Raw genomic sequence first — 19,351 nt, 5'->3', positions numbered from 1 at the left:
TTTGAAAAAGGAAGCTTCGATGACTGTTTCGTATCTCCGCCTGTGTCTGTCCGCGGGCCTTCTCGCCGGTCTTGCGGCCTGTAACGCTCCCGATGCGCCGCCTGCGCCTGCGCTGCCGAGCGTCGCTTCGACCTACAAGCTGACGACGGCAGATGCGGCGTTCCTCCAGCAGGTGGATGAGATGGATCAGACCCAGATCGCCATTGCGACGCTGGCCGCGACCCATAGCAACAGTGACGTGGTCAAAGCCTTCGGTTCGACCGTTCAGGGTGATTACACGACCAATCAGAAAGCCGTCGCCAAGATCGCCTCAGACGCCAATCTGACGGTTGCCTCCAAGATTGATGCGGCCGATCAGGAGCATGTCGAGTCGTTTTCCCATCTTTACGGCGCTGCGTTCGACCGGATGTTCCTGCGCGATATCGTCAGCATCCGCACGCCGGATCTGAGCAAGGCCATCGCGACGGCTCAGGCTTCGGGCGGCACGCCGGACATCAAGACCCTCGCTACGGACACGGACAAGATGCTGACGGATCATACATCCCGCGCCCGTGATCTGATGGGCGATCGCAGCATCGGTCATCACGCGAAGCACAAAAGAAGCCGCTAAGACCAGCGCGGAGGATTGGACAGGTCATGACGATCCGCATCGATAAGATCGTAACACGGGGTGGAGACGGCGGGCAGACGTCTCTTGGAGATGGCACACGCGTCCCCAAGTCTTCAGACCGGATCGAGGCGATGGGGACTGTTGATGAGCTGAATGCCCAGTTGGGAATTTTGTGCTGTACCATGGCGCAGGATTCCCGGATGGCTGTGCTTGAAGACGAGATCCGTCAGATCCAGTCCTGTCTGTTCGATCTTGGTGCGGACCTTTGTCTGCCTGACCCAGAACGTACCTCCAGCCTGCCTTCGGAAGCCATTATATGGCTGGAAAGCAGGCTGGAGGCTCTGCGCCGACACCAGAAGGAACTCAGAAGCTTCGTGCTGCCAGGGGGCTGTTCCGTCGCGGCTCAAGCGCATCTTGTCAGAACTGTTGCGCGCCGGGCAGAACGGCGTGTTGCGCTTCTTGAACAGAGGCCGGTAGAGGGACTTCGTTTTTTGAACAGATTGTCTGATTACTTCTTTGTTCTTGCGCGTCACGCGAACAATCATGGTGAAACCGATATTCTCTGGTCGCCGGGTCGTTGGCATGAGAAGAAAATATAAATAAACGCTTATTGCCCTGATGACAGAATGGGCGTGAAGTGCTAGGAAAGCCTCGTCAGAACGCTGGGGTTTCTCTAGGCGAGTCGACTTTTCATATCCTTGTCAGGACATGTTTCGGCTGAGCGGGTTTAAATCCGGTCAGCTTTTCTGCTTTTCGGCAGACCTGTTTTGCAGGGGAAAATCCATAAATATCATATTGGTTGAAGAATACAGAATGCAGGACGAGCATCAGGCTAACGAAGAAGACAAACTGCGACAGGCTCTGGCCCGTCTGGGTGCCGGGGCGTCCTCACGCACTCCAAACAAGTCAAGGCCCGTTCCCCCGACTGCCGAGCGCCGTCGTCGTTTCGTCCGCGACGGGCAGGTTGTGGTCGAACATCAGGGCGGTCGTGGAATTGCAGCGCGTAATGTCGGGCAGGACGATCAGGAAGAACTTGAGCGTCTTCGCCAGTCGGTCAAGCGTGAACAGCGTCGCTGGGAAGAGGCCGAGCGGAGCCTCGGGGAAATTCGCAGCCAGCTCAAGGCGTTCGAGACGCGCGAAGCCCATGCGAAAATCCAGATCAGTGAACTGAACCGCGAGTTACGCGAAAATCAGGATACGATCCAGACATTGAAGGCATCTCTTCATCAGGCGCGTGAGCAGGCTGCCGAAGCAGCACGCCGTACACCGCGCCCTGTTGGACGCCCTCGCAAGGAGCCTGCTCCGCAGGTGGTGGATGTGGCGGAAGCCGAGATTGCCGAACAGGAGCCTGTGCAGTGGTGGGTGAAGGCCTGACCGCAGGCCTTTATTTATTTACTCTGAATGTCTGACCCGGCGTCCGAACCAGAGCAGAACACCACAGAAAACAGCCCAGCCCAATCCGGCATTCAACAGAGCTGGAACGGGAAGCGCCAGAGTATCTGAGCTTCCCGTAGCGCCTGTCATGGCCGCAAGTGCTACGCCGATCAGGCTTTCCCCGACAATGAATCCTGAGGCGATCATCGTTCCCTGTTCTCTGGGGAAACGGCGCAGAAGCCACGCAAGCCCTGCACCAATCCCGATAGTTACCGAGACCTCTGCCGGGAGGTAGATGCCCATTCCCACGGCCAGCGGCGGGAGAGCAAGGTTGCGGCGGTTCAGCACAATATCCAGTACGACCAGGCAGACGCCAATGGCTGCTCCGATTTCCAGCATCAGCCAGTCAAGTCGGTGCGTCAGAATCCCAGTTGCAATAGCTGCCATCAGGGCGGGCTGGGGGGCGGCAAGTGCGCGCGAAGGGTTCATATCTGCACGTGGCATGGCACCCACGAAACCATAAGCCTGATACAACACCTGAAGCACCCAGGGGATAACGATCGCGCCAACGGCACAGCCGATAAGCAGCGCAACTTCCTGCCTCCAGGGTGCCGCGCCGACGAGCTGGCCTGTCTTGAGATCCTGCAGATTATCGTTCGAAACGGCGGCTGAGGCAGTGATGGCGGAGAGGACGAACAAGCCGAACGCGATGGCGATCGGGCGCTGGTCCACCGTCAGGATGCCGCCGCTCTCCAGCCCCCAGAGAGCAACCGAAATGACAATGATGGCGATGATGCCAACACCGGATATCGGCGAAGATGATGATCCAATGATACCAGCCATATAGCCGCACGCGCTGGCGACCAGAAAACCCAGTCCGAAACAGGCGATCAACCCCAGAACGACCAGTGTTCCCAGAGCGCCACCATGCGGCATGACAGGCCACAGGAAATAGCTGAACAGCGCAGCGAGCAGGATTGCAAGACCTGCGCAAAGACCAATCAGTGTACGAGGAGAAAGATCGCGGTCGCTGTCATCGCCGGTTGCCAGATGAGTGACGGAAAGCGCTTCTTTCAACCCTTGTGCGACCGGACGGGCAAGAGCGAGCAGCGTCCAGACCGCTGCCACTGCAATGGTTCCGGCACCGATGAAACGCACCTTGTGCAGCCAAAGTCCCGAGGCTTCGGCCAGTGGCGTGGCTGAGGGGGCGAGGTGGCCCAGAACCGGCACCATGACGCCCCAGGCCAGAAACACGCCGAGCAGCATCGCAATACCGCCGCCGATACCAACCAGATAGCCGGTGCCCAGCAGGGCCAGCGAAAAACTTCCACTCAGACGAAATGCCGAGGACCCGACGACGGTAGCAGCAGAAAATCCGTCCGACAGGAGGCGCAGACCCGATGTGGCAAACGCTACAGCACCCGAGACAAGAGTGCCGAGGGTGAGGGATTTGAGGCTCCGGGCATCGCCCTCCGGCGAGGAGGCGCGCAGGATTTCGGCACAGGCCGTGCCTTCGGGGTAGGGCAGATCGGAGTTGCTCACGAGGGCCCGGCGCAGCGGGATGGTGAAAACAACGCCCGTCATGCCGCCCGCCATCGTCAGCAGCAGGGTGATGACATACGGAAATTCATGCCAGTATCCAACCATGATGAGGGCCGGAAGGGCCGCAAACACGCAGGACAGGGTACCGGCAGCAGAAGCCTGCGTCTGAACCATGTTGTTTTCCAGCATGGTCCCGCCGCCCATGAGGCGCAGGACGGCCATCGAGATGATGGTGGCTGGAATGGACGAGCCGAAAGTCAGACCGATTTTCAGGCCCAGATAAACGTTTGCTGCCGTAAAGACGACCGTGATGAGGGCTCCGAGAATAATCCCCCGGAGGGTCAGTTCGCGATTGTCCATGTATTTCTGTTCCGAAATGATGGCAGGCACAGAGCCGCTCGCTGTGACTGCATGTCGGGGCTGATGCTTCAGCCCCGCCGATTTTTACTGGTACTTTTACTGGGTGTGGCTGTGAAAAGCGACCGGGGAGAGGTGTTCGCGGTTATAGCCCAGTTCGCCGTGTGTCAGCTGATACCCGATTTCGAGCGTGTATGGATTTTCCTGCGCCATGTTGTCGGTGGCTGGCAGGTCGATCAGGCGCAGATCCGTGCGGACGGACTGTGTGCTGACATTCGGTGGGAAGCGGAACGTGTCCGTGAAGACTTTCTTGTCCACGATCTTGCCGTCCCGCATGATGACAATGAAATACGGCACATCGATCGTATTGCTGGTCGCCGCCGGGCCACGGGTCAGGTTCATGGCAAGGCTCAGACGCGTGCGGACCGTCTGGTGACCATGAGGTCCTTCCGGACCGCGCTCGCAGTCTCCGGACAGAGATGTGATCTGCGCATGGCTGACGAGGCTTCCGATATCCGCGCTCTTGCCGTCATAGACGAACTGGTCCGCTGCCGATCCCGGGATATCGAGCGCCGGACAGGCGGGGGCGAAGAAACTCTGGTTGGATTCGTCGCAGCCGGCCAGACTCGAAAGGGCCAGGAGGGCGAAAGCCGGAGCAAACAGGGGCGAGGCGAAGCGCCGGATGGCTGGCATCAGCTGAAGAAACTCCTACAAAGAGGCTCGGCAAAGAAGCCCGGACGTTGCGACGAGAGGCAATCCGGTCGATACTGGTCCTACATATCGAACTCCGCCCGCTTGGGGAACACCATGTCAGAACAGACGACTTTCGCTCCTGCCCGCACCAATGGTGTGGATGCTCCTCCAACCCTTCGCGTCCTGCTTGCCGGTCCGCGTGGATTCTGTGCCGGTGTGGACCGCGCAATCCGTGTCGTGGAAGAAGCGCTGCGTCGTTATGGCGCTCCGGTCTATGTCCGTCACGAGATCGTCCATAACCGCACGGTCGTTGAGGGGCTTGAGGCCAAGGGGGCCATTTTCGTCGAGGAACTGGACGAGGTTCCCGAGGACGGACATGTTGTTTTCTCTGCGCATGGCGTTCCAAAATCCGTTCCCGCCGAGGCCCAGCGCCGCAATCTGCTGTATCTGGATGCAACCTGCCCACTGGTGTCGAAGGTTCATCGTGAGGCCGAGCGTCACTTCGCGGGTGGTGGGCCGGACCAGCTCCATATCCTCATGATCGGTCATGCGGGCCATCCGGAAGTTGTTGGCACCATGGGCCAGCTCCCGCCGGGTGCTGTCACGCTCATCAACGATGCGGAAGAAGCCCGTACGATCCAGCCGGAAGACCCCGCGAAACTGGCCTTCATCACGCAGACCACATTGTCGGTCGATGATACGGCCGAGATCGTGGACATCCTGCGTTCGCGCTTCCCGCTCATCGAAGGGCCGAAGCGCGAAGACATCTGCTACGCGACGACCAACCGTCAGGAAGCCGTGAAGGCGATTGCGCCCGAAAGTGATCTGGTGATCGTGATCGGTTCTCCGAACTCGTCCAACTCACAGCGCCTGCGCGAAGTGGCTGAACGGTCGGGCGCGCGTCGTGCGCTTCTGGTGCCGAAGCTCGAAAATCTGGACTGGAGCGTCCTTGAAGGCGTGGAAACGCTGGGCATCAGTGCCGGTGCGTCCGCTCCCGAGAGCCTCGTGCAGGAAATGGTGACGGCTCTGTCCGAGAAATATTCGCTCAAGATCGAAGAGCGGATTGTCAAGGAAGAGAACATCAACTTTCGACTGCCCGGTCCGCTGGCTGGCGAGGAAGACTAATTTCTCATGGCCGTCTATACGGAACTGGCGGCCGAGACGCTTGAAGCGTTTCTTGGCACTTACGCGATCGGCACTCTGGTCTCATTTCATGGCATCGCCGAGGGTGTCGAAAACAGCAATTTCCTCCTCCGTACGACGGAGGGGGATTTTATTCTTACGCTGTTCGAGCGTCGGGTAAATGCCAGTGAGCTTCCATGGTTTCTGGGGCTTATGCAGCATCTTGCGGGCAGGGGGCTGAACTGCCCGCTTCCCGTATCCGACCGGAATGGCACCGCGCTGCGGACACTGGCAGACCGTCCGGCTGCCATCACGACATTCCTTCCCGGTGTGTCCGCCACACAGCTCGATGGGGGGCTGTGTCTGGAACTCGGCAAGGCGCTGGCCCGGCTGCACATTGCTGGTGAGGGATATAGCGCTGTTCGTCCGAATGCGCTCTCTCCGGCGGCATGGGGACCGCTGCTTGATAGCTGTGGGGAGAGCGGAGACGTACTGTCGCCCGGCCTGACAGCTGAAGTGCGGGCTGCGCTGCAGCTGATCGAAAGCGCATGGCCTCTGCCGGATGAACTGCCGCGTGGGCAGATCCATGCGGATCTGTTTCCGGATAATGTTTTCTTCCAGAACGGGCAGGTGTCGGGGCTGATCGACTTCTATTTCGCCTGTACGGATTTTCTGGCTTACGATCTGGCGATCTGCCTGAATGCCTGGTGTTTCCGGGACGAAAAGACATTCGCGCCGTCATTCGCTGCGGCCATTCTTCAGGGTTATGAAAGTGTTCGCCCGCTGACTGAGGCGGAGAAATCGGCGCTTCCCCTGCTGTGTCAGGGGGCTTCGATCCGCTTTCTGCTGACGCGTCTGTATGACTGGATCAACACTCCGGCCAATGCACTCGTGACACGCAAAGACCCGCTGGCCTATCTGGTGCGCCTGCGTCATTTCGCGGGTGTCGCGCATGTCTGAGGCCTCTGCGGAGCGGCCTCAGGTTGAAATCTGGACGGATGGCGGGTGTAAACCCAACCCCGGCCCGGGTGGCTGGGGGGCGCTTCTGGTCTGCCGCGGTCAGGAAAAAGAGCTTCTGGGTGGGCATCCGGAAACGACCAACAACCGTATGGAAATGACGGCTGCCGCCGAGGCGCTGGAGGCTCTGAAACGCCCCTGCATCGTGACGCTGCATACGGACAGCGAATATCTGCGGAATGGCATTACCCGCTGGCATACGGGCTGGGTGCGCCGGAAATGGCGGAATGCGGCTGGGGACCCTGTCGCCAATATGGATCTGTGGCAGCGTATTCTGGAAGCTGCGAAGCCGCACGAGATTGAATGGCTCTGGGTCAAAGGGCATTCGGGCGATGAAAACAACGAACGCGTGGATCAGCTTGCAACGCGGGGGCGGGAAGAGCTCTGAAAAATGACGGTTTTTCTCAGGTCTTTGAAGAAAAACGAAAAAATCTCCAAAAAAAGTTCATTTAGGGGCTTTACCGACCCCGACCATTTGGCTACATACCACCTCGCCGGTCCCGAATAGCTCAGTTGGTAGAGCAAGCGACTGTTAATCGCTGGGTCGTAGGTTCGAGTCCTACTTCGGGAGCCAGCTTTTCTTTTGAAAAGCTGCTTTGGCCGCAATAAAAAGCTCCCTTTCGGGAGCTTTTTGCGTTTCTGGCCTTACCGTTCTTCGGGGAAGACGTCTTCCAGACGATCCAGCGCCCATAGTCGCGGGAAAAGCCGCGCCCATGCTGCCGCCACCAGAATGGTGCCAATGCCGCCCGCGATCACGGCGGCTTCCGGTCCGATCGCCGTTCCGAGCATGCCGCTCTCAAATTCGCCAAGCTGGTTGCTGGACCCGATGAACAGCGTATTGACGGCTGAGACACGTCCACGCATCGAATCCGGTGTTGCAAGCTGGATCAACGAGGAACGGATCACGACGCTGATGACGTCAGCAGCTCCGAGGATCATCAGTGCTACAATCGAGACCCAAACCGTGTGGGATGCGCCAAAGACAATCGTCGCAACGCCGAACACGACAACCGACACAAACATGACGAGACCTGCACGCCCCCTGAGGGGGTAACGGGACAGGCCCCAGGACATCAGGAGTGCGCCAATCGCCGGAGCCGCGCGAAGCAGTCCCAGCCCGACCGGACCAACATGCAGAATGCCGTCGGCATAAACCGGGAGCATGGCTGTGGCGCCTCCCAAAAGAACGGCGAACAGATCGAGCGTAATCGCCCCCAGAAGGTCGCGGCGGCGGTTAAGAAAGGAGAGACCGGCAAAGACCGAAGCGAATGTGATCGGCTCTTTTGGGGGAACGGTGTGCACCAGTTTCAGGGAAAATGTTCCTGAGAAGGCCACGGCAAACCCGATGGTCGAGAGGCCATAACAGACGACCGGCCCAATGCCGTAAAGCAGGCCGCCAAGGCTCGGGCCGACGATGGAGGCTGTCATGAAGAGCGAGGAGAGTAGGGCCTGTGCGCGGGGCAGAAGGGCTGGAGGTGCGATGGCGGGGAGAAATGCCTGCTGGCAGGGCATCTCGAAGCTGCGCAGAACGCCATAGAAGGCTGCGAACGCGTAGATGCCGCCCGTCGTCAGCCCGTGAAGTGCGGCGGCAACGGCAAGGGCGGCCGTAGAGAGAATTTCGCAGATCTGACAGACAAGGACGATGGTGCGCCGGTTGAAGCGGTCCGCAACGTGTCCTGCGACGAATGTCAGCGGGATCATGGGCAGGAACTGTGCCAGCCCCAGATAGCCCAGAGAGGCTACGTCATGCGTCAGCGCATAGATCTGCCATCCGATGGCGATCGTCATGGTGGTCGCGGAAAGCTGTGAGAAAATTCTTCCGACGATAAGAGCCGGAAGGCCGGGGAGGGTGCGCAGGGCCGGATCGATCATTGCGGCACTTTAGGCACTTCCGTCTCTCAAGTTTATTGCAAAATTGCGAGACGGAAGGCAGAGGAAGATCATGACAGCCAATCAGACTCCCCAAACCGTTCATTATGCTACCGTCACCTGGGACCAGCTCCATCGTGATGCGCGTCTTCTGGCCTCAACCCTCATGCAGAAACATGGGCCTTTCCGCGGGATCGTCGCCATTACCCGTGGTGGCCTGATCCCCGCCGCCATTCTTGGCCGCGAGATGGGCTGCCGCCTGATCGAAAGCGTTTCGGTCATCAGCTATGCGGGCGAAGAAGGCACGCAGCATGAGCCGAAAGTCGTCAAGCCGCCTGTTGCTGCGGGAGATGGCGATGGCTTCCTGATTGTGGACGATCTCGTGGATTCGGGTGTGACCGCTCGTATCGTGCGCGAACTGCTGCCCAAGGCAGTCTTTGCGTGCCTCTATGCCAAACCTGAGGGCAAACCCTTCACGGATCATTATGTGACGGAAGTTGCGCAGGACACCTGGGTGCTCTTTCCGTGGGACACAGCGCCGCTTTTCGTGCCGCCGCTCGTAAGAAGCGAAGGCGAGTAAAAAAACCCTCTTGCCTCGACCGGCCAGACATCCTAGGTTCCGGCCGGTTCGGGGCGTGGCGCAGCCTGGTAGCGCGCTTGTTTTGGGTACAAGAGGCCCCCGGTTCGAGTCCGGGCGCCCCGACCAGTTAACGGCCAATTGATGCGCCCTTAGCTCAGATGGATAGAGCAACAGCCTTCTAAGCTGTGGGTCGATGGTTCGAATCCATCAGGGCGCACCAGCCATTTCAGAGACATCGGCTGGCGCTCCATTTTCCTTTAAATTCAGTCTGTTGGATTATTATCCTGATAGGCTTTGAGAAGCACTTTCTGCATCTCGGAATCGGGTGCACCTAGAAAAGTCTGTTTCAGCGGCCCATCCCGTTTGATGCTCAACAGCCCCCACGCGGCTGAATGGTCTTTCGCAAAAACAACCTCGAGCTGCTCTGCTGCACAGTCATGCTGGCGGCACATATGCCCGAGAAGATAAGACTTGCCCCCAATGCTGAAATCGCTGACCGGTACGGAGGTCGCATGTGCCGTCATCACCCATGACGGCAGTGTCACCATAGCCTGATAGGCCTGTCGGAACCCTTGCGTGTTCGCCAGATCCGCCGTTATCGGAGGTGTCGCTGCCGAGGCAGTCTGAAACGCCGCACATGCCAGCAGGGCAGGAAGCAGTCGGGTTATATGCATGATTGTGCCCTTCAGAAGGCATTCAGGTTTTTCAACCGAACGCCTTGTTTTTCAAGTTTTTCCAAGGTGGCATTTGGATCAGTCGAAATCCCTCGACAGGCTTCCGGCACGACGTCGGTTTGATAGCCACAATTTACGGCATCCAGCGCCGTCGCCATGACGCAGTAATCCAGAGCCAGCCCACAGACGACCACATGGTCAATGCCAAGACCTTTCAATAACCCGTCGAGCCCTGTTGAAGTTGCACGATCATTGTCAAGAAAACCCGAATAGCTGTCCCGCTCCTGCAGAACGCCTTTGCGGATGATGTGCGTTATTGGTTCGGGCGTGAGTGCTTCAGGAAAATCAGCCCCATGGGTGCCTGCAACGCAGTGAACCGGCCAAGGACCGCCCTGAGAGCTGAAAGAGCAGTGATGGGAAGGGTGCCAGTCCTGCGTTGCGATCACTGCCCTGAAGGGGCGTCTGGCAAGCGCGTTGACGGCCTCAAGAATGCTGTCCCCATTTGGTACGGCAAGTGCACCGCCGGACAGGAAATCATTCTGGATATCGACAAGGATAAGAGCGGAGCGGTTGAGATCGATCATGTCACGATCTAAGCAGCCTGCGTCCGGCAGAGGAAGTCAGTTCAGACGTGTCACCAACAACTGGTTGATTCTGAAGCCTTCCACGTCCACCACTTCAAACCGGAATCCGGACGATTGTACGCTGTCCGCCTTGCGCGCCATGCGACGTAGACGGTTCATGACAAAGCCGCCGACCGTGTCGAAGTTCTGGGCATCGTCGAACATGGGGATGTCCAGTTCGCGGATGACGTCGCCGATGGGGGCAGCGCCATCGATCAGCCAGGATTTGTCGTCGCGGCGGACGATGGCCTGTTCCTCGAACGGGCTCACCAGACCGTCCATCAGGGCGCCCATAATGTCCTTGTAGGTGATGAGGCCGACCACGAGACCATATTCGTTGACGATCAGGGCAAAGCCTGCTGAATGTGCCTCGAACTGTGCGAGGGTTTCCCACAAATTCAAGGTGTCGGGGAGCGAAAGGACATCGCGGCGCATGCGGAAGATCTGGCTGGCGATGGTGGTCAGACCCGTGCTTTTGGGCTGAGGTTCGTCAACAACGGCAACCAGAACGTCTTCTGCGCGAATGGAGCCGATAACCTTATCGAGACCACCATCGCAGAGCGGGTAGCGCGAATAGGGACGAACCCGCACCTTGTCGCGCTGGCTTTCAGGGCTTTCTTGTACGTCCAGAAAGACGATCTCGTCGCGTGGTGTCATGGCGGACGTGACGGCGCGGTCCTGAAGGCCGAGCACGTTCTGGATCATCTGGTGCTCTTCTTCCAGAAGCACGCCGGAGGCTGTTCCGGCCGCGAGAATGGCGCGAAGGTCTTCAGGCGTGACAGGCTCGACGGTTGCGGCGGCCGGGATCTTGAGAAGTTTGAGCAGCCAGTCGGAGATTTTCGAGAAAACCAGAACCGCCGGGTAGAGAATTTTCAGGGCGATGGCGGGAAACCAGCCGACCTTGAGCGCGATCCGGTCGGGCGCGTTCATGGCAATTCGCTTGGGCAAAAGATCTGCGAACAGGACGAAAAGGCCGGTGATCAGCATAAAGGAACAGGCTGAACCCAGCTTGCTGGCAAGTGCTGGGCTTGTGCCCATCGCACGAAAGCCTGCCGCGATCGGGTCGCTCAGCATGGATTCGCTGATGATGCCGCCCAAAACTCCGACCGCGTTCAGGCAGATCTGAAGGACCGTAATGACCTGGCCGCTGTTGCGTCGCAGTTTGAGAAACGCGACAGCACGAGGGTCTCCCGCCTCGGCTCTGGAGCGAAGGCGCACATCGCGTGCCGCAGCAAAAGAGATCTCCGATAGCGAGATCAGGATGGAGACGCCAATCAGCGCGACCGTGGCGGCTAAGCCCAGCAGGAGGAAAACGATCTGTTGCTGGGATGAAGGAAGGACTGACATGCGGGAGGCGTTATACCCTGAAAAAGTGAAATATTACCAACTTTCTCACGGTTTTGGTTTTGCAGTTCTGTTACAGTCCGGCCAAGACGCGCCAGCCGTCCTCATCCGTGGTTTCGATCCCGAGTTCGGCGGCTTTCCTGGCTTTCGAGCCTGCTTTTTCACCGAGGACGACCAGAGACGTTTTTTTCGAAACGCTGTCCGTTACCTGTGCACCCAGCCGTTCGGCGATGGCTTTGGCTTCCGGACGGGACATGGTCGTCATAGTCCCTGTGAACACAATGACTTTTCCCGAAAGATGGCCTTCCTGAGGGGCGTCTTCGGGAGTGATTTCAGTCAATTCCGTTGCCAGATCATCAAGAGTTTCGATGTTATGGCTCTCGGCGAAAAAGGCGGACAGTTCGTCGGCGATCGCATCGCCTACGCCCATAATCGCGCCGAGGGCGGCTCGTTCTTCTGAATCCGGGCGGGCAGCCAGCATGGCGCCGCGCCAGTTCTCGAAAGTCTGGTAGTGTCGCGCCAGAAGCTGGGCATTGCGTTCGCCGATGCGCCGGATACCGAGGCCGAAAACAAGACGTGCCAGCGGGATCGTTCGTCGTTCGTCAATCGCGCGGAACAGATTGTCGACCGACAGTCGCCCCCAGCCGTCGCGCTGGAGCAGGGCGTCTTCATGCTTGCGCAGGCGGAAAATATCGCCCGGTGTGCGGATATATCCAGCGTCGTGGAATTCGCGGATGCTGCGCTCGCCAAGGCCATCGATGTCAAAAGCGTTGCGCGAGACCATGTGGATCAGCCGTTCCACGACCTGGGCTTCACAGGTCAGACCACCCGTGCAGCGACGGACGGCTTCCCCATGAACACGCTCGGCGAGAGATCCGCAGACCGGGCAGTGATCGGGATAGACGAACGATTCTGAGCGCGGTTCCTCGCTTGGTACCGGACCGAGGATCTGAGGAATGACGTCTCCGGCGCGTTGAAGGCGGACCAGATCGCCGACGCGCACGTCCTTGCGGGCAATTTCGTCTTCGTTATGCAGTGTGGCACGCGAGACGATGACACCGCCGACATTCACCGGCTCCAGATGCGCGACTGGCGTCAGGGCACCTGTGCGGCCCACCTGAATTTCGATTTCCAGCAGGCGCGTGATGGCTTGCTCAGCCGGAAATTTCCAGGCTATGGCCCAGCGCGGCGCCCGACCGACGAAACCCAGCCGTTCCTGCAAGCTAATATCGTCCAGTTTGAAGACGATACCGTCGATATCGTAGTCCAGCCCTGAACGCTCTAGGGCCAGCTTGTCGACATAGGCGGGAATGTCGCGGGCATGGGCGATCATTTCGGAGAGTGGATTGACCCTGAAGCCCCAGCTCCGCAGTTTTTCGAGATAGTCCCAGTGCGTCGTGGCAATGGGCGAGGATGTGTAGCCCTGTGAATAAGCAAAGAGAGAAAGCGGTCGGCTGCGGGTGATTTCGGCGTCCAGCTGTCGCAGAGAACCCGCGGCTGCGTTGCGAGGGTTGGCGAAGGGACGCGCGCCGCGCGCGACCTGCTGTTCGTTCAGAGTCAGGAAGCTGCTTTTGGAGAGGAAGACTTCGCCGCGGATTTCGAGACGTTCGGGAACGGGGCCGGTGAGTTCGTGAGGAATATCGTTCAGGGTCAGAAGGTTGGCGGTAACATCTTCACCTTCGATACCGTCTCCACGTGTGGTGCCACGGACGAAACGGCCGTGTTCGTAGGTCAGGCTGATGGAAAGGCCGTCGATCTTGGGTTCCGCGACGAACTGGAGAGCCTGAAGACGTTGTTCGTCCAGCCCGAGAAAGCGCCCGACCTTGGAGACAAAGCCGTCGAAGCCTTCCGGGTCAAAAACGTTGTCGAGGGACAGCATCGGGACGAGGTGACGGTATTTCCCGAAAGCGGAATCAGGCGCCGATCCGACGCGCTGGCTGAAGCCATTTTCCGATTGCAGGTCCGGGTGTGCCTCTTCCAGAGCCAGAAGTTCGCGCCGAGCCGCATCATAGACGGCATCAGAAACTTCGGGTTCGTCGCGCCCATGATAGGCCTCGTCCCACCGTGCGAGGTCCGCTTCGAGTTCAGCGTGACGCTCGGCGACGGAGACTGGGGCAGTGGTCATGAAATCTGATGTCCAAGAAGGCTGTCGGCGGCCCCGCGGGCCGCGTCGGTAATGATATCGCCCGCGAGCATCCGGGCGATTTCCTCGCGCCGGGCGTCATGAGGCAGAGGTTCGGCCAGTGTTTCGGTCCGGTCATTGCGAACACGTTTTGCGATTCGCAGGTGATGGTCGCCACGCGCCGCAACCTGTGGGCTATGGGTGACGACCAAAACCTGCACGTCCTGCGCGACCTTGTGAAGCCGGTCACCGATTGAGGATGCCGTGGCACCGCCTACGCCAGAATCGACTTCATCGAACACCAGTGTGCCGATATCGGAGCGTTCCGCCAGAACCACTTTCAAGGCCAGCATCAGGCGGGACAGCTCACCACCGGATGCCACCTTGGCGAGCGGTCCGGGAGATTGCCCCGGGTTGGCTGCGATCAGGAACGAGGCCTGTTCCATACCCTGACTGTTCCAGTGATCGGGTTCCAGAGGAAGAAGCGAGACGATAAAGCGCGCGCGTTCCAGTTTGACGGGGCGCAGTTCCGTGCTGACCGCTTTTTCGAGCTTTTCGGCAGCTTTCTGGCGGGCGGCAGAGAGGGTGCGGGCAGCGTCTTCATAGGCCAGACGGGCTTCGGTCAGGGCTGTCTGAAGGCGGGCCAGTTCGGCGTTACCGGAATCCAGTGCGCTCAGTCGTGTTTTCAGAGCGGCGAGAAAGCCGGGCAGTTCGGCCACGGAAATATTGTGTTTGCGAGCTTCTGCCCGAAGCGCAAACAGCCGCTCTTCCGTTTCTTCCAGCAGGCGCGGATCACCTTCCGTGTCTGCGGCAAGACGGCTGAGCAGCATTTCCGCCTCGGCGAGGGCTTCTTCGGCTTTTCCGAGGGCGTCGAGCGCGTCCTGTGCCTGTGTCTGGTGGCTGTCTGAGAGGGTTTCCGTTTCTGTCGGGGCTGGCAGCAGTCTTGCGAGCGCGCGGCTGGCTGCACGCAGGGCGGCAGAAGGCGCGGATGAGCGGCGGTCACGGGGGGTCAGCTCTGAGAGGGCGGCAGCAACGGCTTCGCCTCGACGTTCATCACGCTGGAGGCTGACGCGCGTGGCGGCGAGCGCATCTTCCTCGCCTTCCTGTGGGGCGAGACGTTCCAAATCGTCCACTGTCTGACGCAGCCATTCTTCCTCGCGTGCTGCGGCTTCCATGTCCGTGCGCGCGGCTTTGAGGGCCGCGCGTGCTGCGGCCCATTGCCGGAACGTGCTGGCCGTTTTCTCCCGGAGCGGCGGGGCAATTCCGAACGCGTCCAGTAGATCCAGATGCGTACTCTGATCGGCAAGCCCCATCTGTTCGTGCTGGCCCTGAATTTCCACGAGATGGGCACCCACGCGACGCAGCAGGCCGACGCCGACCGGTTGGTCACAGATATAGGCGCGGGAGCGGGCATCCGGCGTCACGATGCGTCGTAGGACGATCGGGTCCGACGGGTCTTCGCGGACGATGCCGTGTTCGTCGAGCAGGGTGAGAACGGGGTGACGGGTGTCGACTTCGAAAATAGCCGAGACGCTGGCCTGCGTGGCACCGGAGCGCACGAGGCCACCGCTGGCACGTTCTCCGAGGGCCAGCCCCAGACTGTCGAGCAGGATGGACTTTCCTGCGCCCGTCTCGCCGGTCAGAACGGTGAGGCCGGGTGCGAGACCAAGATCGAGCTTTTCGATCAGAACGACGTCGCGGATCGAGAGATGGGTCAGCATGACAGCAATGTTGGGAGTGGAGCGGCCTGTTTCAAAGGGCCAGTATCAAAAGACGCTGTGCCACATCCGCGAGAAAAATCCACGATGGTCCTGCTGGCCCGGACGGACGACAGGCTTCTTGAGATCGCCATTGAGCAGCTTATTCTCCCGAAGATCATTATAGGCATAACGATACCACTGGCTGTCGGGATAGTTGTAGCCGAGAACGGAAGCCGTCTGGCGGGCCTGATCCTTGAGACCAAGAGACAGATAGACTTCCACAAGACGCTCAAGAGCTTCGGCGACGTGGTTGGTTGTCTGGTAGTCTTGCACGACGCGCTGATAACGTGTCATGGCGGCTTCGTAGTTGCGCTGCTGCTGATACCAGCGGCCAACCAGCATTTCCTTGCCGGCCAGATGGTCGCGGCACAGATCGATTTTCAGCTGGGCGTCGCGGGCGTAGGACGTCTGGGGGAAGCGGGTGATGACTTCTTCAAGCGCGTCCAGTGCTTCAACCGTACCCTGCTGGTCACGTTCGACATTGGCAATCTGTTCGTAATAGCAGAGTGCCCGCAAATAAAAGGCGTATGCGGCATCCGGGCTGGTCGGATGCAGCTGGAGATAACGTTCGAGCTGCTGAACTGAAAGTGCGTATTCGCCCTGAAGGTAATACGCATATCCCTCCATCAGCTCCGCATTTCCAGTAAAACCGGAATAGGGGTAATTCTGCTGAAGCAGTTCGAATTCGCCACCAGCCAGTTCGTAATGGCCCGTATGCAGCGCATCGATTCCGTAATTATACAGAGTCTCGGCATCAGCGGTTTTTGGAATCGCTGGTTTTTCGTGCTGATGCGAAAACAGGGAGCAGCCGGACAGCAGAAGAAGTCCGCTGACAGCCGCAGCTCTCAGAATGAAACCACCATTCGTGACCGATGCTTCAAAATGACGCTGAGTGCTGCTTGTCATACCTGCTCTTCCCGTGGAAGCTCGTCTTATATCACGGGAATGCGCTGACGAAAGACCTGCCATGCGGCCTCAGGCGGCAACGCGTGTGCGCAAAGCTTTTGTAACGGACCGGGAAGGGGCTGTGGGAACGAAGCGCCAGTTGGAAGCATCTGAAAAAACGGTTCGCAGAAGCTTGTTGTTGAGCGTATGTCCGGATTTATGGCCAATGAAACCAGCCTGCATCCGGTGTCCGGCACAATAAAGGTCGCCAATGGCATCAAGTAATTTATGGCGGGCAAACTCGCGTTCGATTTTCAGTCCAGCAGGATTGAGGATATTTTCGCCATCCACGACGACGGCATTTTCCAGTGATCCACCGCGAGCAAGGCCAATACTCTGAAGATATTCAATGTCCTGACGATTAACGAATGTCCGGCAGAACGCCACTTCTTCCATGAAGCGCTGCTCGTTGAGCTGCATTGCGTAACGCTGATTTCCGATGGCCTGTGCTGCAAAGCTCAGGGAAATGGCCAGTGACAGTCCGCGCTGGGCAGGGCGCAGTTCGGCAAATGCTCCGTCTTCGCCTTCGACGCGAACATTACGCAGGATCTCAATGACCTGGCGAGGTGTATCAAGGATCTTGCGACCAGCGCACTGGATCAGGAATGCAAAGGCGTCAGAAGAGCCGTCGAGAACCGGCAGTTCAGGACCGCTGACCGAAATCAGGATATTGTCGATCTCGCAGGCATTGAGTGCCGCCATCAAATGTTCGATCGTCGCGACACGCAGGGAGGGATCGGCCTCGCACGCGACGACAGTTGAAAGGCGCGTATCCACGATGTGCTCATAGGTCGCCGGAAAAGAAGGCGACCCTTCTCTGTCGGAACGCTGGAACCGGATTCCCGTATTGGCAGCAGCAGGAGAAAGATGGAGATCGACCGTGACACCGCTATGCAGGGCGATTCCCTGACAGTGGATGGGGTGTGCAAGAGTTGTCTGCAGGTTTTTTGAACTGCTGCGCTCAGTGCGGGAAGGCGAGCCATCAAGAGCCGAAGCCGTCTCTGGCTTTATGACATCAACGCCACGCGCCGTTTTTACACCTTGCTTGGGCGTCACCTGCATAAAGCCTCCGAAAAATCTGGTTCCGGAGACTAGAAAACAGATACTGGGTTTTGGTTCCAGTCAACGATTGTTGCCGGATATTACCCCTCTTGCCCTGCGAGCAAGAGGGGGGGGGCGTTGATCAGCGACGCAGATAGGTTGGGATATCCAGATTGGAATCATCGCCGCCGCTCGAAGGCTGTTCGGGATGCTGCGGGGCCTGATGCTGGTAATTGTCGCGTGTGTTGGGTTCTGCGCGCTGCGTTGGCTGTTGGCCCTGCTGCGGCTGGGGCGGACGACTGCGGAAAGCACCTGTGACCATGCCGAACAGGCTGCGGGGCGGTTCGGCCTGCTGCTGGGGAGCATGGCGGGAGGGATCTGAAAACAGACCAGCTCGCGGAGAAGGCTGATGGGCGCTCTCCTGTCGGTGCGCGGGGTTTTCAGGGGCAGTCTGCTCAGGAGCAGGGGCTTCCTGTGCGGACAGGGGAGCTGTGTTGTGAGCCTGTGTCTGTTGTGCGTCGAGTGCGAAATTCGGGCGCGGCGGGCCACCAGCATAGGTTGAGCCGGGCTGGAAAGACGGTGCGTTGGCACGGGAAGACGATGTTTCCCGGGCGCTAGGCTGGGACATGGGGTTTGCGTGCGGTGCCGATGTCTGAACGGGCTCGGGAGCAGCAGACGGATCCTGAGAGGGCTGGGTATCAATGCCGGTTGCGACGACTGAGACGCGCACGCGACCGTTCAGCTTCTCGTCAATCAGGGCGCCGAAGATGATGTTTGCATCGTCGGCCACTTCTTCACGAATACGGTCTGCGGCGGCGTTGACTTCGTATAGCGTCAAGTCTTCGCCACCGGTGATGTTGATGAGAAGACCGCGTGCGCCTGCCATTGAGGCATCTTCCAGCAGCGGATTGGAAATCGCACGTTCGGCTGCGAGGACGGCACGGTCTTCCGCGTCTTCTTCGCTGGAGGCTTCGCCCGTCCCCATCATGGCCTTGCCCATCTCTTCCATCACGGCCTTGACGTCCGCGAAATCGAGATTGATCAGGCCGGGGGAGACCATAAGGTCCGTAATGCCGCGAACGCCCATGTTCAGGACGTTGTCGGCCATCCGGAAGGCTTCGCGGAATGTCGTATTCTGCGTTGCGGAATTGAAAAGATTCTGGTTCGGGATGACGATCAGCGTATCGACGTGCTTCTGAAGTTCGGCAATGCCTTTTTCAGCAGCCGTCGTGCGGCGACGCCCTTCGAAATTGAAAGGTTTCGAGACGACGCCCACCGTCAAGACGCCGCGTTCGCGTGCCATGCGTGCGATGACCGGAGCCGCACCCGTACCCGTACCGCCGCCCATGCCAGCCGTGATGAAGACCAGATTCGCACCTTCAAGCTGCCGGTCGATTTCCTGAGCAGCTTCTTCAGCGGCTTCACGACCGATTTCCGGCTTTGCGCCTGCACCCAGGCCGCGGGTCAGATGCGGGCCGAGCTGGACGCGGCGTTCAGCCTTGGAATGGGCAAGCTGCTGTGCGTCGGTGTTGGCAACGACGAATTCGACGCCCTTGAGATCAGACGCAATCATGTTGTCGACGGCGTTCGTCCCGCCGCCGCCAACGCCGATCACGGTAATCCGTGGCGCCAGCTCAACGTGGGAATTGGGAGTAGGGGTAAGGTTCAGCGTCATGAT

General features: G+C 59.1%; 18 protein-coding genes and 3 tRNA genes. 10 read left to right on the top strand and 11 right to left on the bottom strand.

Features of this window, described 5'->3' with window-relative positions; genetic code table 11:
* The first annotated feature begins 19 nt into the window (after positions 1 to 19).
* From HKD28_RS07900 to HKD28_RS07890, 3 genes are all read left to right on the top strand, one after another.
* Positions 20 to 610 carry a DUF4142 domain-containing protein gene (locus tag HKD28_RS07900; RefSeq protein ID WP_194267827.1) on the top strand — a complete coding sequence of 197 codons (591 nt, stop codon included), beginning with the start codon at positions 20 to 22 and terminating at the stop codon, positions 608 to 610.
* A gap of 26 nt (positions 611 to 636) precedes the next feature.
* On the top strand, positions 637 to 1,209 hold the full coding sequence (locus tag HKD28_RS07895; protein WP_194267826.1) for a cob(I)yrinic acid a,c-diamide adenosyltransferase: 573 nt from the start codon (positions 637 to 639) through the stop codon (positions 1,207 to 1,209).
* 214 nt (positions 1,210 to 1,423) lie between these two features.
* Complete coding sequence (locus HKD28_RS07890) at positions 1,424 to 1,984, top strand: hypothetical protein (RefSeq protein WP_194262161.1); 561 nt, start codon at positions 1,424 to 1,426, stop codon at positions 1,982 to 1,984.
* An 18-nt stretch (positions 1,985 to 2,002) separates the two neighbouring features.
* Here HKD28_RS07890 and HKD28_RS07885 read toward each other — a convergent pair whose 3' ends face one another.
* Together HKD28_RS07885 and HKD28_RS07880 are read right to left on the bottom strand one after the other, a co-directional pair.
* Positions 2,003 to 3,886 carry an OPT family oligopeptide transporter gene (locus HKD28_RS07885; RefSeq protein ID WP_194267825.1) on the bottom strand — a complete coding sequence of 628 codons (1,884 nt, stop codon included), beginning with the start codon at positions 3,884 to 3,886 and terminating at the stop codon, positions 2,003 to 2,005.
* 96 nt (positions 3,887 to 3,982) lie between these two features.
* Positions 3,983 to 4,576: a hypothetical protein gene (locus tag HKD28_RS07880; RefSeq protein ID WP_194267824.1), complete on the bottom strand. Its 594-nt coding sequence runs from the start codon at positions 4,574 to 4,576 to the stop codon at positions 3,983 to 3,985.
* Between the two features lie 114 nt (positions 4,577 to 4,690).
* On the opposite strand from HKD28_RS07880, the gene ispH reads away from it, so the two are divergent.
* The 4 genes from ispH to HKD28_RS07860 all read left to right on the top strand — a co-directional run bounded on the left by ispH (position 4,691) and on the right by HKD28_RS07860 (position 7,289).
* Positions 4,691 to 5,701: a 4-hydroxy-3-methylbut-2-enyl diphosphate reductase gene (gene ispH, locus HKD28_RS07875; protein WP_194267823.1), complete on the top strand. Its 1,011-nt coding sequence runs from the start codon at positions 4,691 to 4,693 to the stop codon at positions 5,699 to 5,701.
* 6 nt (positions 5,702 to 5,707) lie between these two features.
* Positions 5,708 to 6,658 (top strand): homoserine kinase, encoded by a 951-nt coding sequence (locus HKD28_RS07870; RefSeq protein WP_194267822.1) that lies wholly within the window; start codon positions 5,708 to 5,710, stop codon positions 6,656 to 6,658.
* On the top strand, positions 6,651 to 7,103 hold the full coding sequence (gene rnhA / locus HKD28_RS07865) for a ribonuclease HI (protein ID WP_099286527.1): 453 nt from the start codon (positions 6,651 to 6,653) through the stop codon (positions 7,101 to 7,103). The genes HKD28_RS07870 and rnhA overlap by 8 nt, the downstream gene beginning before the upstream one ends.
* 110 nt (positions 7,104 to 7,213) lie before the next feature.
* Positions 7,214 to 7,289, top strand: a tRNA-Asn gene (locus HKD28_RS07860).
* A gap of 71 nt (positions 7,290 to 7,360) precedes the next feature.
* Here HKD28_RS07860 and HKD28_RS07855 read toward each other — a convergent pair.
* A complete protein-coding gene (locus HKD28_RS07855; RefSeq protein ID WP_194267821.1) occupies positions 7,361 to 8,587 on the bottom strand; it encodes an MFS transporter in 1,227 nt (408 codons plus the stop codon).
* A 70-nt stretch (positions 8,588 to 8,657) separates the two neighbouring features.
* Between HKD28_RS07855 and gpt the strand changes: the two genes are divergently transcribed.
* The 3 genes from gpt (at position 8,658) to HKD28_RS07840 (ending at position 9,384) form a co-directional block, all read left to right on the top strand.
* Positions 8,658 to 9,164 (top strand): xanthine phosphoribosyltransferase, encoded by a 507-nt coding sequence (gene gpt, locus HKD28_RS07850; protein WP_062029496.1) that lies wholly within the window; start codon positions 8,658 to 8,660, stop codon positions 9,162 to 9,164.
* Between the two features lie 49 nt (positions 9,165 to 9,213).
* Positions 9,214 to 9,290: transfer RNA gene (locus tag HKD28_RS07845), tRNA-Pro, on the top strand.
* A 17-nt stretch (positions 9,291 to 9,307) separates the two neighbouring features.
* A tRNA-Arg gene (locus tag HKD28_RS07840) sits at positions 9,308 to 9,384 on the top strand.
* Between the two features lie 43 nt (positions 9,385 to 9,427).
* Here HKD28_RS07840 and HKD28_RS07835 read toward each other — a convergent pair.
* The 8 genes from HKD28_RS07835 to ftsZ form a co-directional block, all read right to left on the bottom strand.
* On the bottom strand, positions 9,428 to 9,838 hold the full coding sequence (locus tag HKD28_RS07835) for an Ivy family c-type lysozyme inhibitor (RefSeq protein ID WP_194267820.1): 411 nt from the start codon (positions 9,836 to 9,838) through the stop codon (positions 9,428 to 9,430).
* 11 nt (positions 9,839 to 9,849) lie between these two features.
* Positions 9,850 to 10,422: a nicotinamidase gene (locus tag HKD28_RS07830; protein WP_194262154.1), complete on the bottom strand. Its 573-nt coding sequence runs from the start codon at positions 10,420 to 10,422 to the stop codon at positions 9,850 to 9,852.
* 36 nt (positions 10,423 to 10,458) lie between these two features.
* A complete protein-coding gene (locus tag HKD28_RS07825; RefSeq protein WP_194267819.1) occupies positions 10,459 to 11,808 on the bottom strand; it encodes a hemolysin family protein in 1,350 nt (449 codons plus the stop codon).
* Positions 11,809 to 11,878: 70 nt separating this feature from the next.
* A complete protein-coding gene (ligA, locus tag HKD28_RS07820) occupies positions 11,879 to 13,930 on the bottom strand; it encodes an NAD-dependent DNA ligase LigA (RefSeq protein ID WP_194267818.1) in 2,052 nt (683 codons plus the stop codon).
* A complete protein-coding gene (gene recN / locus HKD28_RS07815; RefSeq protein WP_194267817.1) occupies positions 13,927 to 15,648 on the bottom strand; it encodes a DNA repair protein RecN in 1,722 nt (573 codons plus the stop codon). The genes ligA and recN overlap by 4 nt, the downstream gene beginning before the upstream one ends.
* 45 nt (positions 15,649 to 15,693) lie before the next feature.
* The gene (locus HKD28_RS07810; protein ID WP_099286519.1) at positions 15,694 to 16,593 is read right to left on the bottom strand and encodes an outer membrane protein assembly factor BamD; all 900 of its coding nucleotides are present in this window, start codon (positions 16,591 to 16,593) and stop codon (positions 15,694 to 15,696) included.
* A 69-nt stretch (positions 16,594 to 16,662) separates the two neighbouring features.
* Positions 16,663 to 17,694, bottom strand: coding sequence for a UDP-3-O-acyl-N-acetylglucosamine deacetylase (gene lpxC, locus HKD28_RS07805; protein ID WP_194267816.1), 1,032 nt, complete (start codon positions 17,692 to 17,694; stop codon positions 16,663 to 16,665).
* A 121-nt stretch (positions 17,695 to 17,815) separates the two neighbouring features.
* Positions 17,816 to 19,348, bottom strand: a complete 1,533-nt coding sequence (ftsZ, locus tag HKD28_RS07800; RefSeq protein WP_194267815.1) for a cell division protein FtsZ — start codon at positions 19,346 to 19,348, stop codon at positions 17,816 to 17,818.
* Positions 19,349 to 19,351: the final 3 nt, after the last annotated feature.

It is taken from the genome of Gluconobacter cadivus (genome assembly GCF_015244745.1).
Taxonomy (GTDB): domain Bacteria; phylum Pseudomonadota; class Alphaproteobacteria; order Acetobacterales; family Acetobacteraceae; genus Gluconobacter; species Gluconobacter cadivus.
Note: the sequence above shows the minus strand (reverse complement) of the source record. Positions and strands in the feature narration are given on the sequence as shown.

What these genes read in the sequence shown, in the direction of transcription:
- HKD28_RS07900 (WP_194267827.1), top strand. Translation starts at nt 20, where the DNA reads ATGACTGTTTCGTATCTCCGCCTGTGTCTGTCCGCGGGCCTTCTCGCC.
- HKD28_RS07895 (WP_194267826.1), top strand. Translation starts at nt 637, where the DNA reads ATGACGATCCGCATCGATAAGATCGTAACACGGGGTGGAGACGGCGGG.
- HKD28_RS07890 (WP_194262161.1), top strand. Translation starts at nt 1,424, where the DNA reads ATGCAGGACGAGCATCAGGCTAACGAAGAAGACAAACTGCGACAGGCT.
- HKD28_RS07885 (WP_194267825.1), bottom strand. Translation starts at nt 3,886, where the DNA reads ATGGACAATCGCGAACTGACCCTCCGGGGGATTATTCTCGGAGCCCTC.
- HKD28_RS07880 (WP_194267824.1), bottom strand. Translation starts at nt 4,576, where the DNA reads ATGCCAGCCATCCGGCGCTTCGCCTCGCCCCTGTTTGCTCCGGCTTTC.
- ispH (WP_194267823.1), top strand. Translation starts at nt 4,691, where the DNA reads ATGTCAGAACAGACGACTTTCGCTCCTGCCCGCACCAATGGTGTGGAT.
- HKD28_RS07870 (WP_194267822.1), top strand. Translation starts at nt 5,708, where the DNA reads ATGGCCGTCTATACGGAACTGGCGGCCGAGACGCTTGAAGCGTTTCTT.
- rnhA (WP_099286527.1), top strand. Translation starts at nt 6,651, where the DNA reads ATGTCTGAGGCCTCTGCGGAGCGGCCTCAGGTTGAAATCTGGACGGAT.
- HKD28_RS07855 (WP_194267821.1), bottom strand. Translation starts at nt 8,587, where the DNA reads ATGATCGATCCGGCCCTGCGCACCCTCCCCGGCCTTCCGGCTCTTATC.
- gpt (WP_062029496.1), top strand. Translation starts at nt 8,658, where the DNA reads ATGACAGCCAATCAGACTCCCCAAACCGTTCATTATGCTACCGTCACC.
- HKD28_RS07835 (WP_194267820.1), bottom strand. Translation starts at nt 9,838, where the DNA reads ATGCATATAACCCGACTGCTTCCTGCCCTGCTGGCATGTGCGGCGTTT.
- HKD28_RS07830 (WP_194262154.1), bottom strand. Translation starts at nt 10,422, where the DNA reads ATGATCGATCTCAACCGCTCCGCTCTTATCCTTGTCGATATCCAGAAT.
- HKD28_RS07825 (WP_194267819.1), bottom strand. Translation starts at nt 11,808, where the DNA reads ATGTCAGTCCTTCCTTCATCCCAGCAACAGATCGTTTTCCTCCTGCTG.
- ligA (WP_194267818.1), bottom strand. Translation starts at nt 13,930, where the DNA reads ATGACCACTGCCCCAGTCTCCGTCGCCGAGCGTCACGCTGAACTCGAA.
- recN (WP_194267817.1), bottom strand. Translation starts at nt 15,648, where the DNA reads ATGCTGACCCATCTCTCGATCCGCGACGTCGTTCTGATCGAAAAGCTC.
- HKD28_RS07810 (WP_099286519.1), bottom strand. Translation starts at nt 16,593, where the DNA reads ATGACAAGCAGCACTCAGCGTCATTTTGAAGCATCGGTCACGAATGGT.
- lpxC (WP_194267816.1), bottom strand. Translation starts at nt 17,694, where the DNA reads ATGCAGGTGACGCCCAAGCAAGGTGTAAAAACGGCGCGTGGCGTTGAT.
- ftsZ (WP_194267815.1), bottom strand. Translation starts at nt 19,348, where the DNA reads ATGACGCTGAACCTTACCCCTACTCCCAATTCCCACGTTGAGCTGGCG.